Origin of the sequence: Micromonospora sp. RV43 (genome assembly GCF_001029515.1) — a bacterium.
Classification (GTDB): Bacteria; Actinomycetota; Actinomycetes; order Mycobacteriales; family Micromonosporaceae; genus Micromonospora; species Micromonospora aurantiaca.
Genome location: NZ_LEKG01000001.1, coordinates 62222 through 77813 on the forward strand (window position 1 = coordinate 62222; position 15592 = coordinate 77813).

Below are 15592 nucleotides of genomic sequence, written 5' to 3' on the forward strand. Positions count from 1 at the left end.
ACTCTTTCCGGCCCGGCACCCGGTCAAACGCCTGATGGAACCCGGCCGCCCCGGGCGGTGTCATGAAAGCGGACCGACGGCGGAGGCTGCCCTGGACGACGACGACCTCGTCACCCGCGTACGCGCCGGCGACCGGGAGGCGTACGACGCCCTGGTCGCCCGGCACACCGCGTCCGCGTACCGGACGGCGGTGCTGCTCGGCGCCGGTCCGGACGCCGAGGACGTGGTCCAGGAGGCGTTCGTGAAGGCGTACCGGAAACTGTCCCGCTACCGGGCCGAGGCGTCGTTCCGGTCCTGGCTGCTCGCGATCGTCGCCAACGAGACCCGGAACCTGCACCGTGCCCGCACCCGGCGGGACGGGCTGACGCTGCGCGCGGCGGCGGCGGAGCCGGTCGCGGCGGTCACCGGCGACGACGGGCTCGACGCCGTGCTGGCGTCCGAACGCCGCGCCGCGCTGGTGGGTGCGCTGCGGCGGTTGCCCGTCCGCGACCGCGAGGTGATCGTCTGCCGCTACCTGCTCGACCTCGGCGAGGACGAGACGGTGACAGTGCTGGGGGTGGCCCGGGGCACCGTGAAGTCACGGACCCACCGGGCGCTGGCGAAGCTGCGGGCCCTGCTGGACCGGGAGGTGGCGCACCGTGGATGACCTGGAACGGGAGCTGCGGGAGCTGACCGGCTGGCTGGAGCCGGCGCGGACGCCGGATCTGACCGACCGGGTCCGGGCCCGGCTCGACGCGCCCGCGCCGCGCCGCCGGTGGCGGTACGTGCTGGCCGGCGCGCTCGCCGCCCTGCTGGTGGCGGCGCTGCCGCCGGGGCGGGCCGCGGTCGCCGGCGCGGTGACCGGGCTGCTGCGGTTCTCCGGGGTCGTCATCGACACCGCACCCGCGCCGCCGCCGGCCGGTACGCCGTCGCCGTTGCCCGCGCAGCACCAGGTCGCGCTCGCCGAGGCGCAGCGGCAGGTCCGCTTCCCGATCCGCGTTCCGGCCCGCCTCGGCGCGCCGGAACGGGTGCTGGTCGCCGATCCGGACGGTGCCGGCGCCCACCGGGTCGTCAGCCTGCTCTACCGGGGCGGGACGGTCCGGCTGGACGCGTTCGACGGCTCGCTCGACATCGTGTTCCACAAGCGGTCGGTCGGGGCGGACGTGACGCTCACCCAGGTCGGCGGCGAGTTCGCTATCTGGGTCGGTGGGCCGCACGCGCTCGCGTACGTGGACCGCTCGGGGACGGAACGGGTCGCCACCGCGCGGTTGTCCGCCGCCACGCTGATCTGGGAGCGGGCCGGGGTGAGCTACCGGCTGGAGGGCGATCTCACCCGCGAACAGGCGCTGGACGTCGCGTCCTCGTTGGAGTGAGGGCGCCGGGAACCCCGGGGCGCCGGGCGGTGTCCTGTTGACGAGAGTCGTCGACGGGGGAGGCCGGATGTCCGTTCCGAGAAGAGTCCTGCTGGTGTCGGTCCTGCTGCTGGCCGGGTGCACCGGCCCGGCCGGCGTGCCCGACACGGCCCCGGGCACCACGCCCGCCACCGGCCCGGCCGCGCCGTCGGCCTGTGCCGAGCGGCTGGAGACCGGCCGGCTGCCGGACTGGGCGGACGCCGGGTTCACCGGCGACACCCGGGTGCGGCACGTCTTCGGCACCGGGGGCGACATCGTGGCGATCCTGTTCGCGTACCCGCTGGTGCACGCGCGCGGGGACGGCGCGAACAACAAGATCCTCTGGGTGGCCCGCCCCGATCCCGGCCGGTCCGAACCGGCGCCGCGGACCCCGCTGGTGATCACCGCGACGCGGGACGGGACGGACACCCCGGTCGTCCGGGAGGTGGAGGGCGGACCCGGCCGTCCATCGTCGACCTGCCGGCCGCCGGGTGCTGGCGGCTGCGGCTGGACTGGTCGGGCCGCACCGACACGATGGATCTGGTCTATCGGCCGGCGCTCGGCTGACCGGCATGGCCGCTCCCGGTCCGGGTAACGCTGCGTCATGGCGAAGTACACCGAGCCGGAACTGCGGGAGCGCCTCAAGGCCGAGATCCGCGCCTCCGACAAGGGCGGACGGCCGGGGCAGTGGTCGGCCCGCAAGTCGCAGCTGCTGACGAACGAGTACAAGAAGGCCGGCGGGGGATTCGAGGGCCCGAAGGACGCACGGCAGCGCTCGCTGCAACGCTGGGGCGGCGAGAAGTGGCAGACCCGCAGCGGCGACACGCGCGCCCGCAACGGCGGCGAAACCCGCCGTTACCTGCCCAAACAGGCGTGGGAGGAGCTGTCGGAGAACGAGCGGCGCGCCACCGACACCCGCAAGCGCCGCGCGTCGCGCTCCGGCCGCCAGTACGTGCCGAACACCGGCCCGGCGAAGCGGGCCCGCCGGGACGCCACCGCCGCCGAGCAGATCAACGAGCTGCCGGTTACCGAGGCGGTCAAGCTGGTCCGTGACCTCGACACCCGCCAGCTCGACGCGGCGCTGCGCCGGGAACGCGGCGGCAAGGCCCGCAAGACGCTCATCGGGCGGCTGGAGTCGGAACTGGGCCGGCGCCGGGCGGCGTGAGCGTGTGCCGGCCGGGCACAGGCGACGGGGCCGGTCACCGGACCGGCCCCGCCGTGGTGCGCCGGTCGTCTAGCGGCGCGGGTGCTGCGGGATGCGCGGCAGCACGTACGGCGGACCGGAGAAGATCAGGTCGGCCTTCAGCTCGTGGTACGCCCGCTTCGGCTGGTAGTTCTCGTCGTAGACGGTGGCCAGGCCCTCCGGCGGGTCGGAGAACGCGCCGGGTACCCAGGAGTGCTTGTCGGTGAAGCCCCAGAGGGTGAACGACAGGCAGTGCCGCTCGGCCAGGCAGGCCTGCATCAGCACGCTGAAGTTCGCCGCGGACGCCTGCAGACGCGGGTTGATCTCCGCGGAGTCGCCGGCCTCCACCCCCTCGGTGATCTGGCTGCGCACGTCCACCTCGGTGAGGGCCGTGGCCAGCCCGAGCCCGGCGAACTTGCGCAGGGCCGCGGCCACCTGGAGCGTGCTGAAGTTGCCGTACTGGGTGCCGAGGTGGCCCTGTGCGCCTACGCCGTCGATCGGCACGCCCTTGGCCCGCAGGTCACGGGCCATGTCGTAGACGAACTGCGTCTTGTCGTCGGCCGGGTTGCCGGAGCCGAACGCCTCGATGTTGTAGTCGTTGTAGAACAGCAGCGCCTTCGGGTCGGCGGCGCGGGCCCAGCGGAACGCGTCGGCGATGTAGCCGGGTCCGAGGTTCTGCGCCCAGAACCCCTTGTAGTGCAGGGTGGACGGGGTGTCCCAGGGGTCGCTGACCGCCTCGTTCACCACGTCCCACTGCCAGATCTTGCCCTTGAAGTGGGTGACCACGGCGGTGATGTGGTTGCGCAGGATCTGGCGCAGCTCGGCCTTGCTGATCGAGCCGTCCGCGACGCCGCTGGTCAGCCACGCCGGCAGCTGGTTGTGCCAGACCAGCACGTGGCCCCGGACCCGCTGGTTGTTCTTGCGGGCGAAGTCGATCAGCTCGTCGGCCGGCCCCCAGTTGTATGTGCCCCGGGTGGGTTCGAGGCTCTCCCACTTCATGACGTTCTCGGCGGTGACGGTGGAGAACTCGGATGCGGCCAGCTCGCGGTACCGCGGCTCGGCGGCGTCGTTGAGGGCGGCCATGTCGACGGCGGTGCCCACGTACAGGCCGTGGCGCTTGGCCAGCTCGCGCAGGCTCTGCGCGGCCGGGTCGTAGGGGCGGCCGGCCGTCGCGGGGACGACGTTGAGGGCGGTGGCGGTCGCGACGGCGACGGCGCCGGCGGCGAGCCAACGTCTCAGCTTCATGGTCGTTCCTTTCGGGATGGTGCGCGCGGCCGGAGGCCGGCGGTGGCGGTGCCGGGAACGCCGCGGCGTGGAACGGACCGGCGGGCGCCCGGGTGGACGGACGGTGCGGGCTTCCGAAACTTCCGGTCTGGCTTCCGGAAGTAGCCCGAAACATTACGGACGCCGATAGCCGTCCGTCAATCACCCGGGCCGGGAGGGTGAGATGGCGCCTCAGCGCAGCGGGCGGCAGGAGGCCCGGACGACCAGCTCGGTGGGGAGCCGGATGTGCGTGTCCCGCTCGACGCCCGCGATGAGGTCGATCAGCAGACGCAGCGACTCGGCGCCCATGCGTTGCAGCGGCTGCCGGATCGTGGTGAGGGGAGGGTCGACGAGCGCCGACTCCGGGATGTTGTCGAAGCCGATGACCGACAGGTCGTCCGGTACGCCGAGGCCGAGGCCGCGGGCGACGTCCACAGTGGAGATGGCCGAGAGGTCGTTGCCGGCGAAGATCGCGGTGGGCCGGTCGGGGAGCGCGAGCAGCTCGGCGGCCGTGCTCGCGGCGCTCTCGGTGCGGAACCCGCCGACCCGCACGAGCCGCTCGTCCACCGTCAGGCCCGCGTCGGCCATCGCCTTGCGGAACCCGGCCTCGCGCAGGCGGGCCGACTCCAGGTCGGGGCGGCCGCTGATGTGCGCGATCCGCCGGTGCCCGAGCGACAGCAGGTAGTCGGTGGCCAGCACCGCGCCGGCGAAGTTGTCGGAGTCGACGGTGGGCAGACCGGACGGGCCGGTGTGCGGGTCGACGGCCACCACGTGGAAGCCGTGCTTGGTCTCGACCACTGTCGGCGTCACGATCACCGCGCCGTCGATGAGTGTGCCGGACAGCCGGGCCAGCGAGCGCCGCTCCCACCCTATGGCCGCGCCCTCCCCGTCACCGCTGGAGTAGGCGAGCAACTGGTAGCCGCTGCCGGCGACCTCCCGGGACGCGCCCTTGAGCAGCTCGGTCGAGAACGGCTCGAACTCGGCGACCAGGATGCCCAGCACGTTCGTGCGGTGGCTGCGCAGGCTCTGCGCCCCCAGGCTGGCCTCGTACCCGAGCTCGTGGATGACCTGCTGGACGCGCTCGACGGTGGCCTGCGCGACGCCGTACCGGCCATTGACAACCTTGGATACGGTTGCCACCGAGACGCCGGCCGTACGTGCCACGTCCGACATCTTGACGCGCTCCTGGAACACCACGCCGACGATGATAGAGGGCTCTCCCAGGTCGATCGAAGACGATGTCGAAAACGTTATCGATACCGATTGACTTCACGTTACGGCCCTGTAAAACTCCCCGGCAGGTAACCCGACTGAGTGGTCGAGGAGACATCTATGGTGATGAAGCGCCGTGCTGGCGCCGTCCTGGCACTGTTTGTGACAAGTGCTCTGCTGGCCTCCGCGTGCAGTGGTGGTGGCGACGAGGAGAAGGCCGCCGAGAGCGAGCTGTACAAGAACCCGGTGACCTTGACCTGGTGGCACAACGCGTCGCAGGACGGGCCCGGCAAGACGTACTGGGAGAAGGTCGCCAAGGACTTCTCCACGGCCCACCCGACCGTCAAGATCGAGATCGAGGCGATCGAGACGAACCAGCTCCAGCGCACCCGGCTCCCCGCCGCGCTGCTGAGCAACGACCCGCCGGACATCTTCCAGGCGTGGGGCGGCGGCGAGATGCGCGAGCAGGTCGAGGCCGACTACCTCAAGGACATCACCGACCAGGTGAAGGGCGAGGTCGCCGACATCGGCAACGCCGCCGAGATCTGGCAGGTCGAAGGCAAGCAGTACGGCCTGCCGTACCGGATGGGCATCGAGGGCATCTGGTACAACAAGGACATGTTCGCGAAGGCGGGCATCACGGCGCCGCCGACCACCTTCGAGGAACTCAACGCCGCGGTCACCAAGCTCAAGACCATCAACGTCATCCCGATCGCCCTCGGCGCCGGTGACAAGTGGCCCGCCGCGCACTGGTGGTACAACTTCGCGCTGCGTGCCTGCTCGGTCGACACGCTGAAGAAGGCGACCAAGGACCGGAACTTCGACGACCCGTGCTTCGTCAAGGCCGGCCAGGACCTCAAGACCTTCATCGACACCAAGCCGTTCCAGAACAACTTCATCGCCACGCCGGGTCAGAACGACCCGACCAGCGCCAACGGCCTGCTCGCGAACGGCAAGGCCGCGATGGAGCTGATGGGTGACTGGAACCGCGGCACCCTGGACACCGTCGCCACCGACAAGGCGGCCCTGGGCAAGTTCCTCGGCTGGTTCCCGGTGCCGGCGATCTCCGGCTCCGCCGGTGACCCGAAGGCGGCCCTCGGCGGCGGCGACGGGTTCGCCTGCTCCAAGAACGCCCCGGCCGAGTGCGTCGAGTTCCTCAAGTACCTCGTCAGCCCCGAGGTGCAGAAGGGCTACGCCGCCACCGGCACCGGCCTGCCCGTCGCCAAGGGCGCGGCCGACGGCGTCACCGACCCGGCCCTGAAGTCGATCCTCCAGGCCACGTCCGACGCCACCTACGTGCAGCTCTGGCTGGACACCGCCTACGGCAGCACCGTCGGCACCGCGATGAACGACGCGATCGTCGCGATCTTCGCCGGCAACGGGACACCTGAGAAGGTCGTCTCGGCCATGAAGGCGGCCGCAAGCAAGTGACGTCCGCATCGCAGACCCGTACGCCCGCCGTCGGTGCGCAAGCGCCGCCGGCGGGCCTCCGGCCCGGCGCACGGGCCGCCTCCCGCCGCGCCGAGACCCGTCGCAAGTGGTACGAGATCATCGGGCTGACCACGCCCGCGATCGTCATCTACGTGATGTTCGTGCTGGTGCCGATGGGCTTCGCGTTCTACTACAGCCTGTTCCGCTGGCGCGGCGTCGGCCCGCCCACCGAGTACGTCGGCTTCCGCAACTACACGCTCGCCTTCCAGGACCCGATCTTCCTCGACGCGCTGCGCAACAACGCGATCATCGTGTTCGGGTCGCTGCTGATCCAGGGCCCGGTCGCGCTGGGCATCGCCCTCCTGCTCAACCGCCGCTTCCGCGGGCGCTCGGCGTTCCGCCTGCTGGTGTTCGTGCCGTACGTGCTGGCCGAGGTCACCGTCGGCATCATGTGGAAGCTGATCCTGACCGAGAACGGCACGCTCGACGCGCTGCTGCAGTCGATCGGGCTCGGCGGGCTGGTGCAGGCGTGGCTGGCCGACCTGGACGTGGTGATCTGGACGCTGCTGTTCGTCCTCACCTGGAAGTACGTCGGCTTCGCCATCATCCTGCTGCTCGCCGGCCTGTCGAACGTGCCGCAGGAGTTGAACGAGGCCGCGGAGATCGACGGCGCGAGCTGGTGGCAGATCCAGCGCCACGTCACGCTGCCGCTGCTCGGCCCCACCATCCGGATCTGGATGTTCCTGTCGATGATCGGCTCGTTGCAGGTCTTCGACATGGTCTGGGTGACCTCGGTGCCGGCCGTGCGCTCGCTCGGCGCCTCGGCCACCATGGCGACGTACATGGTGGACAACGGCTTCTTCGCCCGGCTCTGGGGCTACGGCAACGCGGTGGCCGTGATCCTGTTCGCCATCTCCTTCGTCGCGGCGCTGCTGTTCCAGCGTTTCCTGCTCCGCCGTGACATCGAGGGCGCCATCACCCGGAAGGGGAAGTGACAGTGGCCGTGAACTCCGTACCCGCCCCCTCGGCCGGGCGCCGGCCGGTCCAGTGGAGCGCGCCGCTGACGTACGCGATCGCGCTCGCGGTCGCGGCCGTCTCGATCGCACCCGTCGTGTACGTCGTCGTCGGCGGTTTCCGGACCACGCCGCAGATCGTGAACGACCCGGCCGGCCTGCCGGACCCGTGGGTCTGGGAGAACTACTACCGGGTGCTGACGCAGAGCGGCTTCTGGAAGCAGGCGTTCAACAGCGCCGTGGTCGCCCTCGGCACCACGCTCGGCGTGGTGGTGCTCGGCATGGCCGCCGCGTTCGTGCTCGCCCGGTACACGTTCCGGGGCCGCGAGGGGCTCTACACGTTCTTCACCCTCGGCCTGCTGTTCCCGGCCGGCGCGGCGATCCTGCCGCTGTACCTCATGCTGCGCGACCTGAACCTGATCAACTCCTACTACGCGGTGATCCTCCCGCAGGTGGCCTTCTCGTTGCCGCTGACGATCGTCATCCTGCGGCCGTTCCTGTCGGCCATCCCGCGGGAGCTGGAGGACGCGGCCGCCATCGACGGCGCCGGCCGGCTCGGCTTCCTCTGGCGGATCGTGCTGCCGCTGTCGCGGCCCGCGGTCGTCACCGTCGGCATCCTCGCGTTCGTGGCGAGCTGGAACGCGTTCCTCCTGCCGCTGCTCGTCCTGGGGGACGTCAACCTGCACACCCTGCCGCTGGGCGTGCAGAACTTCTCCAGCCAGTACACCACCGACACCGCGGGCGTCCTCGCCTTCACGTCGCTGGCGATGTTGCCGGCGCTGCTGTTCTTCACCCTGGCGGAGAAGCAGATCGTGGGCGGCCTCCAGGGCGCGGTCAAGGGCTGAGCGGCAGCGGTACCAGCACAACCAGTGGAAAGGCACACCATGACAGAGGTCCACGCGGTGGTGGACGGGCCGGTACCGGCTCAGGCAGGTTCGGACCACGACCGGCCGGACGGGCACGACGCCGAGGCGCGCGTACGGGAACTGCTCGCTCGCATGACGATCGAGGAGAAGGTCGCGCAGCTCGTCGGGTTCTGGGAGAAGGAGGACGGTGAGGCGGTCGCGCCCCTGCAGGGCGAGTTCGCCGACACCGGCCGGCTCGAGGACTTCTCCCGGCACGGGCTGGGTCACCTCACCCGCGCCTACGGCACCCGCCCGGTCGACGCCGCGGCCCGCGCGGCCTGGCTGTGGAAGTTCCAGCGGGACCTGGTGACCGGCACCCGGCTGGGCATCCCGGCGATCGTGCACGAGGAGTGCCTGACCGGCCTGTCGGCGTGGAAGGCGGCCACCTTCCCGACGCCGCTGGCCTGGGGCGCCGCGTTCGATCCCGATCTGGTCGCCGAGATGGCGGCGGCGATCGGGGCCTCGATGCGCGCGCTCGGCATCCACCAGGGACTGTCCCCGGTGCTCGACGTGATCAGGGATCCCCGCTGGGGCCGGGTCGACGAGTGCATCGCCGAGGACCCGTACCTCGTCGGCACCATCGGCACCTCGTACGTGCGGGGGCTCCAGTCGCAGGGCGTGCTCGCGACGCTGAAGCACTTCGCCGGCTACTCCGGCTCGCGGGCCGGGCGCAACTTCGGCCCGGTGCACGCCGGTCCCCGGGAACTCGCCGACGTGCTGCTGCCGCCGTTCGAGATGGCGATCCTCGACGGTGACGCGCGCAGCGTCATGCACTCGTACGCGGAGATCGACGGCGTGCCGGTCGCCGCCGACCCGACGATGCTCACCGACCTGCTGCGGGACCGGTGGGGGTTCGACGGGACCGTGGTGGCCGACTACTACGGGGTCGCCTTCCTCAACCTGCTGCACCACGTCGCGGCCGACAACGCGGACGCGGCCGTGCAGGCGCTGAGCGCGGGCCTCGACATCGAGCTGCCCACCGGCGACGCCTACCTGACCCTGACCGAGACGGTGCGGGCCGGCAAGGTCGACGAGGCGCTGGTCGACCGGGCGGTGCTGCGGGTCCTGCGCCAGAAGCAGGAACTCGGACTGCTCGACGCCACGTTCGACGACGAGCCGCCGGGCGCGATCGACCTCGACTCGCCGGAGCACCGGGCGATCGCCCGCCGGCTCGCCGAGGAGTCGGTCGTCCTGGTCGCCAACGAGGGCGTGCTCCCGCTGCCGGCGGGCCGGCGGGTGGCCGTGGTCGGCCCGAACGCCGACCGGCAGGGCGCGCTGTTCGGCTGCTACTCGTTCCTCAACCACGTGCTGGCCCACCACCCGGGCGTGGAGACCGGCTTCGAGGTGCCGACAGTGCTGGAGGCGGTGCGCGCCGAGTTCGGCGCCGACCGGGTCACCTTCGCGGCCGGCTGCGAGGTGGACTCGGCGGACCGGTCCGGGTTCGACGAGGCGGTCGCCGCCGCGTCCGCCGCCGACGTGGCGGTTCTCGTGGTCGGCGACCACGCGAGCCTGTTCGGCCGCGGCACCGTCGGCGAGGGCTGCGACCGGGACGACCTGGAGCTGCCCGGCGTGCAGCGGCAGCTCGTCGAGGCGGTGCTGGACACCGGCACCCCGGTCGTCCTCGTGCTGCTCACCGGCCGCCCGTACGCGCTCGGCTGGGCGCTGTCCCGGTGCGCGGCGGTGGTGCAGACGTTCTTCCCGGGCGAGGAGGGCGCCGGGGCGATCGCGGGTGTGCTCTCCGGGCGGGTCAACCCGTCCGGCCGGCTGCCGGTCAGCCTGCCCGGCTCGGCCGGCGCGCAGCCGTACTCGTACCTGCACCCGGAGCTGGGGGAGGGCATGAACGGGACCAACCTGCCGGCGACTCCGGTGGCGCCGTTCGGGCACGGGCTGTCCTACAGCACGTTCGCGTACACCGATCTGACCGTGCCGGCCGAGGTGCCGACCGACGGGGCGCTGCGGGTGTCGGTGCGCGTGACGAACACCGGCCCGGTCGCCGGTGACGACGTGGTGCAGCTCTACGGCCGCGACCTGGTCGCCTCGGTGACCCGGCCGGTCGCGCAGCTGCTCGGCTACCGGCGGGTGCGCCTGGAGCCGGGCGCCTCGGTGACCGTCGAGCTGACCGTCCCCACCACGCGGCTGGCGTTCACCGGCCGCACCCTCACCCGGGTGGTGGAGCCCGGGGAGGTCGACGTCTGGGTCGGCACGAGCGCCCGGCGCGACGCCCAGGCGCGGACGACGCTGACCGGCGACACCGCCGCGATCACCGCCGCCTCGCCCCGCTGGACGACGACCGACCTTCGCTGAGCCGGGTCCGCCGGTCGTCCACGGGGCGGCCGGCGGACCCTTTCTGTGCATATTGGCGTTATGCCGTTTTTGACTCAGTAGGCTCCAGGATGTCATCCAGCCCGTGACCCGGGGCCGCGCGGATCGCGCCTCGCCGCCCGGTCGGCTGGATCCCCGTCGCCGGCACCCACAGGGATGCGTGAGTCACGATGATGGACGCGGACACGATGGTCCTGCCCCGGCTCGGGGACGCCACGGTCGAGGATCCGTGGGGCGAGGACCGGCCGCGCCGGGTCACCGTCCGCGCCGCGACCGGCGTGCTCCGGTGGCGGATCGCGGCGTGGCTGGTGCCGGCGGTCCTGATGGGTGCGCTCGGCGCCGCGCGGATCACGGAATCCGGGGCGAGCGCCGGAGAACTCGCGACCCGGCGCGCGGCCACGTCGCCCTGGCCGGGGATCGGCGTCACGCTGACCGGCGACGACCTCGCGCTCGGGCCGTACCACCTGCTCATGCGCGGCTGGGCGGCGCTGTTCGGCGCGGCGGACCTCGCACTGCGCGTACCGTCCCTGCTGGCCATGGTCGGTGCCGCGGCGCTCGTCGGCGCGCTCGCCGCCCGGATCGCCACGCCCGCCGCCGGCCTGCTCGCCGGCGTGATCTTCGCGGTGCTGCCGGCCTCGATCCGGTACGCGCAGGAGGCGCAGCCGTACGCCCTGGCGGTGTTCGCCGCCGTGCTCGCCACCTGGCTGGTGGTGCCCGCGCTCGACCGGCCGGGCGCGCGCCGGCTCGTGCCCTACGCGGGCGCGGTGCTGCTGCTGGGCGTGTGCCAGCCGGTGGCGTTGCTGCTGCTCGCCGGCCACGGCTGGGTCGTGCTGGCGTTCCGTCGCCGCTGTGCTCTCCGGTGGCTGGCCGCCGTGGCCCTCGGGCTGCTCCCGGTCGCCGCGCTGCTCGCCTCCGGCCTGAGTGGCGGCGGGCACCTCGCGTCCGGCGCCCGTCCCGGTGCCGCAGTGCTCGCGGCCACGCCCGGGGACCTGTTCGGCGTCGCCGCGCTCGGCGGCGTGCTGGCCGGGCTGGCCCTGTTCAGCCTCCCGCTGCGGTACGCCGCCGCGATCTGCACCGCCTGGGCGCTGGTGCCGGCGCTCGGGCTGCTGGCGCTGGCGCAGGCAGTGCCGGTCTGGTCGGCGGTGAACCTGCTGTTCACGGTGCCGGCCTGGGCGGTGCTCGGCGGGGTGGCCCTGTCCCGGGCGCGTGCCGCCGGGGCCGTCGCCGTGCTGGCGCTCGTCGCGCTGCTCGCCGTGGCGGCCCAGCTTCCCGGCTGACCGCGTGACCGGTCGACGAACGGGCGATGTCTGCCTGATTCGCCCTTTTTGAGGTTGATTGTCGGCTTAGCATTCGGTCGGCTCCTGAGCCGGAAGCAGACCATGGGGGAAACGTGGCCGTCGCCGCCGATACACGCCCGTCCCGCGCCACGACGGCCGGGCCGCCGGGCGCCCGCCCGATCGCACCCGTCCCGCCCGGGACGCCGGCCGATCCGGACCGCCGGCAGCGCAACGTCCGCGCCCGTCTGGCGTACGCGCGCTGCGGGGCCACCGCCGGTCCGCTGCGCCCGCCCCGGCGCCCCGACGCGGCGGTCGAGTTCCGGCCCACCGCCTCGGTCGCCGCGCGGCTGGTGCTGACGCTGCTGGTGCTCGTCAACAGCGCCGCCGGGCTGGTCTTCGTCGGCTGGCTGCTGCTGCCCCAGCACGTACCCGGCCCCGGCGTCGTCGGGCTCGGCGGCTGGCAGACAGTCGCCGCCCGGCTCGCGTTCTGCGTCGTCGTCGGCGTCGAGCTGATCCGCCTGGCGCAGAACGTGGTGGTCTGGGTATTCGCCTTCCACGCCCGGGATCCGGTGCCTGTCGACCCGCCGGTCGGCCTGCGGGTCGCCCTGCTCACCACCATCGTGCCGAGCAAGGAGCCGATCGAGGTCGCCGAGCGGACGCTGCGCCGGCTGCGGGAGATCGTCTACTGCGGTCACGTCGACGTGTGGATCCTCGACGAGGGCGACGACCCGGCGGTACGGGCGATGGCTGCGCGGCTGGGCGTACGCCACTTCACCCGCAAGGGCCGGCCCGAGTACAACCGGCCCGGCGGCGGGTTCCGGGCCCGCACCAAGTCCGGCAACCACAACGCCTGGCGGGCCGAGCACGAGCACCGCTACGACGTGGTCGCCAACGTCGACCCGGACCACGTGCCGCTGCCGAACTTCCTGGAACGCACGCTCGGCTACTTCCGCGACCCGGACGTCGCGTTCGTGGTGACCCCCCAGGTGTACGGCAACATGCACCAGAACTTCGTCGCCCACGGCGCCTCGGTGCAGCAGTACCTCTACAACGGGCTGATCGCCCGTGGCGGCAACGGCCTGGACGCGCCGCTGCTGACCGGCACCGGGCACCTCTACCGGCCGGCGGCCTGGCGGACCATCGGCGGCTACCAGGACTCGATCATCGAGGACCACCTCACCAGCATCCGCGTGCACGCCGCCGTCAACCCGGCCACCGGCAACCGGTGGAAGGGCGTCTACACCCCGGACGTGGTGGCGCTCGGCGAGGGACCGACCTCCTGGGCGGACTACTTCAATCAGCAGAAGCGCTGGGCGGCCGGGATCTGCGAGATCCTGCTCCGGCGCGAGCTGCGCACACCGCGCGACCTGCCGTCCCGTCGTCGCTGGCAGTACCGGCTGCTCCAGTTCTACTACCCGAGCGTGGCGGTGAGCCTGCTGCTGGGTAACGCGGCCACCGCGCTGTACCTGCTGACCGGCGTCGACGCGGGTCGCCTCGACCCGCAGGTCTGGGCGACGCTGTGGGGGTCCACCATCGGCACCTGGTTCCTGCTCTGGCTGTGGCTGCGCCGCTTCAACATCGCCCCGCACGAGCGGGAGGAGGTGGGCATGGCCGGCATGGCGCTCGCGCTGTTCGCCGGACCGGTCTACGTGGCCGCGGCGGTGGGCGCCCTGCTGCGCCGCAAACTCGGCTTCGTGGTCACCGCCAAGGGCGCGCTGCGCACCGTCGAGTCGCCGCGTACGTTCCGGCTGCACCTGTGCTGGGCGCTTGCCGCCGCCGGACTGCTCGCGGCGAGCTTCGCGCTGGACCACGACTACCCGCTGCTGCGGGTCTGGCCGGCGCTGACACTGCTGACCGGGCTCGCGCCGCCGTTGATCTCCTGGGTGGAGAGTCTGCGGGCGCGCCGGGACCGGGTCGCCGGCGTGACCCGGGAGCCCCAGGTGGTGCCCCGGACCGTGGCCGAGGGTGGTGTGCCGTGCTGAGGCCGACGCTGCCCCGGATGGGCCTGGCGCTGGCCGGAGTGCTGCTGCTCGCGTACGCCTTCGTGGTGGCGCCGGGCGCGTGGCGCGACCCGGCCACCGACGCCGCGGTGCGGCGGCCCGCCCCGGCGACGCCGCAGGCGAGCACCGACGTGCCGGCGGCGGTCGTGCCGAGCCCGCGCGGCGGCCCGTTCCCGCCGGCCGGGCAGGCGTTCTTCGGGGTGATGACCGACAAGGGACCGTACGACTTCGCGCCGGTCGACCGGTTCGCCGACGCGGCAGGGCGGTCGCCGCAGGTGATGCTCTTCGGCGCCGACTGGGCGTCGGCCGCGTTCGACCGGAGCCTGTTCGACCGGATCGCCGAGCGGGGCATGATGCCGATGCTCGGCTGGGAGCCGTGGGACCACACGGTCGACAAGGCGGCCCGCCGCACCGGCCTGACCGACAGGCAGATCGACCGGCTGCGCGCCACCCAGCCGGACTACCGGCTGGCCCGCATCGCGCGCGGCGACTTCGACGCGTACGTGCGCTCCTGGGCCGACGGCGTCCGGTCGCTGGGCTACCCGGTGGCGATCCGCTTCGCGCACGAGATGAACGGCGACTGGTACCCGTGGTGCGAGCGGGCCAACGGAAACCGCCCCGGCGACTACGTCCGGGCCTGGCGGCACGTGCACGACCTCTTCGCCGCGGCCGGCGCCACGAACGTCACCTGGGTGTGGAGCCCGAACGCCCGCTGGGACAAGACGACCGCCGGGCTCACCGGCCTCTACCCGGGCGACGAGTACGTCGACTGGGTCGGTGTCACCGGCTACTACGGCAGCGGCGCCTTCACCAAGACGTACTGGTCGTTCGACCAGATCTTCGGCCCGACGATCGCGGAGATCCGCAAGGTCACCGGCAAGCCGCTCGTGGTCACCGAGACCGGCGCCGCCGACGCCGCCGGGCACAAGGCCCGGTGGATCCGGGACACGTTCCGCGCCCTGCCCCGCTATCCGAACCTGATCGGGCTGATCTGGTTCGAGGTGGACAAGGAGAAGGACTGGCGCATCGCCGGCTCGCCGGCGGCGGCGACCGCGTTCGCCGAGGCGGTGGCCGCCGAGCGCTACGACGTGACCTGGTCACCGGCGGTGCGGCCACGCGAAGGCCCCTGACCTGGAGCCGTTCCTCGCCCCCGAGCACGAGATGTACGCCGCCGTCCAGGCGGACCTGCCGGACTGGCTGGACCGCTCGGAGGAGTGGCTCAGCGCCACCCAGATCCGGCTGCTGCGCGACATGCCGCACCTCAATGAGTGCGCTGGCCGAGCAGCTCTGGCCGGAGCGGCAGTCGTGGCTGCCGGAGGACGTCTTCATCGGCGGCTACCGAAGTGCGGGCCAGTGCTCCGGCCTTCAGGCCAGGGGGGAAGGCCCGCGCTGGGAGGGCCGCCAAGGCCCGAGCAGTGCCTTAACCTCGCGCCCGCTCGTTCTGCTCGGCCACGGGGACCGGCACGATGGCAGCGATCCGGCGTCCGTGGTTGGTCACGTAAAGGGTCTTGCCGTAGACGGCGACGCCGTTGAGCGCTCCGGCGAGCGTCTTGCGCAGCTCGCGGACGCTGATCTCATTTTCGCGGGTGTCACTCATAGTCGCCATCGTAACCTTG

The 15592-nt window shown here is 72.5% G+C and carries 14 protein-coding genes; 11 read left to right on the forward strand and 3 right to left on the reverse strand.

Annotated features, from left to right (window positions below; all coding sequences use genetic code 11):
- Positions 1 to 34: 34 nt before the first annotated feature.
- The 4 genes from ABD52_RS00240 to ABD52_RS00255 all read left to right on the forward strand — a co-directional run bounded on the left by ABD52_RS00240 (position 35) and on the right by ABD52_RS00255 (position 2535).
- A complete protein-coding gene (locus ABD52_RS00240) occupies positions 35 to 646 on the forward strand; it encodes an RNA polymerase sigma factor (protein ID WP_047890390.1) in 612 nt (203 codons plus the stop codon).
- Positions 639 to 1352: a hypothetical protein gene (locus ABD52_RS00245; protein ID WP_047890391.1), complete on the forward strand. Its 714-nt coding sequence runs from the start codon at positions 639 to 641 to the stop codon at positions 1350 to 1352. Before ABD52_RS00240 ends, ABD52_RS00245 begins: the two co-directional genes overlap by 8 nt.
- Before the next feature lie 67 nt (positions 1353 to 1419).
- Entirely contained in the window at positions 1420 to 1965 is a 546-nt protein-coding gene (locus ABD52_RS00250) for a hypothetical protein (RefSeq protein ID WP_235437287.1), read from the forward strand.
- A 9-nt stretch (positions 1966 to 1974) separates the two neighbouring features.
- On the forward strand, positions 1975 to 2535 hold the full coding sequence (locus ABD52_RS00255) for a DUF5872 domain-containing protein (RefSeq protein ID WP_013286796.1): 561 nt from the start codon (positions 1975 to 1977) through the stop codon (positions 2533 to 2535).
- 69 nt (positions 2536 to 2604) lie between these two features.
- On the opposite strand, the gene ABD52_RS00260 is transcribed toward ABD52_RS00255, so the two are convergent.
- Together ABD52_RS00260 and ABD52_RS00265 are read right to left on the reverse strand one after the other, a co-directional pair.
- Positions 2605 to 3798 carry an endo-1,4-beta-xylanase gene (locus ABD52_RS00260; RefSeq protein ID WP_013286795.1) on the reverse strand — a complete coding sequence of 398 codons (1194 nt, stop codon included), beginning with the start codon at positions 3796 to 3798 and terminating at the stop codon, positions 2605 to 2607.
- A gap of 210 nt (positions 3799 to 4008) precedes the next feature.
- Complete coding sequence (locus ABD52_RS00265; RefSeq protein WP_013286794.1) at positions 4009 to 5013, reverse strand: LacI family DNA-binding transcriptional regulator; 1005 nt, start codon at positions 5011 to 5013, stop codon at positions 4009 to 4011.
- Between the two features lie 177 nt (positions 5014 to 5190).
- Between ABD52_RS00265 and ABD52_RS00270 the strand changes: the two genes are divergently transcribed.
- From ABD52_RS00270 to ABD52_RS00300, 7 genes are all read left to right on the forward strand, one after another.
- Positions 5191 to 6459, forward strand: a complete 1269-nt coding sequence (locus ABD52_RS00270) for an ABC transporter substrate-binding protein (protein WP_232236588.1) — start codon at positions 5191 to 5193, stop codon at positions 6457 to 6459.
- Positions 6456 to 7454, forward strand: coding sequence for a carbohydrate ABC transporter permease (locus ABD52_RS00275; RefSeq protein WP_013286792.1), 999 nt, complete (start codon positions 6456 to 6458; stop codon positions 7452 to 7454). Before ABD52_RS00270 ends, ABD52_RS00275 begins: the two co-directional genes overlap by 4 nt.
- Complete coding sequence (locus tag ABD52_RS00280; RefSeq protein WP_047890392.1) at positions 7451 to 8317, forward strand: carbohydrate ABC transporter permease; 867 nt, start codon at positions 7451 to 7453, stop codon at positions 8315 to 8317. The genes ABD52_RS00275 and ABD52_RS00280 overlap by 4 nt, the downstream gene beginning before the upstream one ends.
- Positions 8318 to 8356: 39 nt before the next feature.
- The gene (locus tag ABD52_RS00285) at positions 8357 to 10681 is read left to right on the forward strand and encodes a glycoside hydrolase family 3 N-terminal domain-containing protein (protein ID WP_013286790.1); all 2325 of its coding nucleotides are present in this window, start codon (positions 8357 to 8359) and stop codon (positions 10679 to 10681) included.
- A 188-nt stretch (positions 10682 to 10869) separates the two neighbouring features.
- Complete coding sequence (locus tag ABD52_RS00290) at positions 10870 to 11976, forward strand: glycosyltransferase family 39 protein (protein WP_047890393.1); 1107 nt, start codon at positions 10870 to 10872, stop codon at positions 11974 to 11976.
- A 113-nt stretch (positions 11977 to 12089) separates the two neighbouring features.
- On the forward strand, positions 12090 to 13958 hold the full coding sequence (locus ABD52_RS00295; RefSeq protein WP_047890394.1) for a glycosyltransferase family 2 protein: 1869 nt from the start codon (positions 12090 to 12092) through the stop codon (positions 13956 to 13958).
- Positions 13952 to 15106 (forward strand): glycoside hydrolase family 26 protein, encoded by a 1155-nt coding sequence (locus ABD52_RS00300; protein ID WP_047890395.1) that lies wholly within the window; start codon positions 13952 to 13954, stop codon positions 15104 to 15106. The genes ABD52_RS00295 and ABD52_RS00300 overlap by 7 nt, the downstream gene beginning before the upstream one ends.
- A gap of 290 nt (positions 15107 to 15396) precedes the next feature.
- Here ABD52_RS00300 and ABD52_RS00305 read toward each other — a convergent pair whose 3' ends face one another.
- A complete protein-coding gene (locus ABD52_RS00305; protein ID WP_225319553.1) occupies positions 15397 to 15573 on the reverse strand; it encodes a hypothetical protein in 177 nt (58 codons plus the stop codon).
- Positions 15574 to 15592 lie beyond the last annotated feature (19 nt).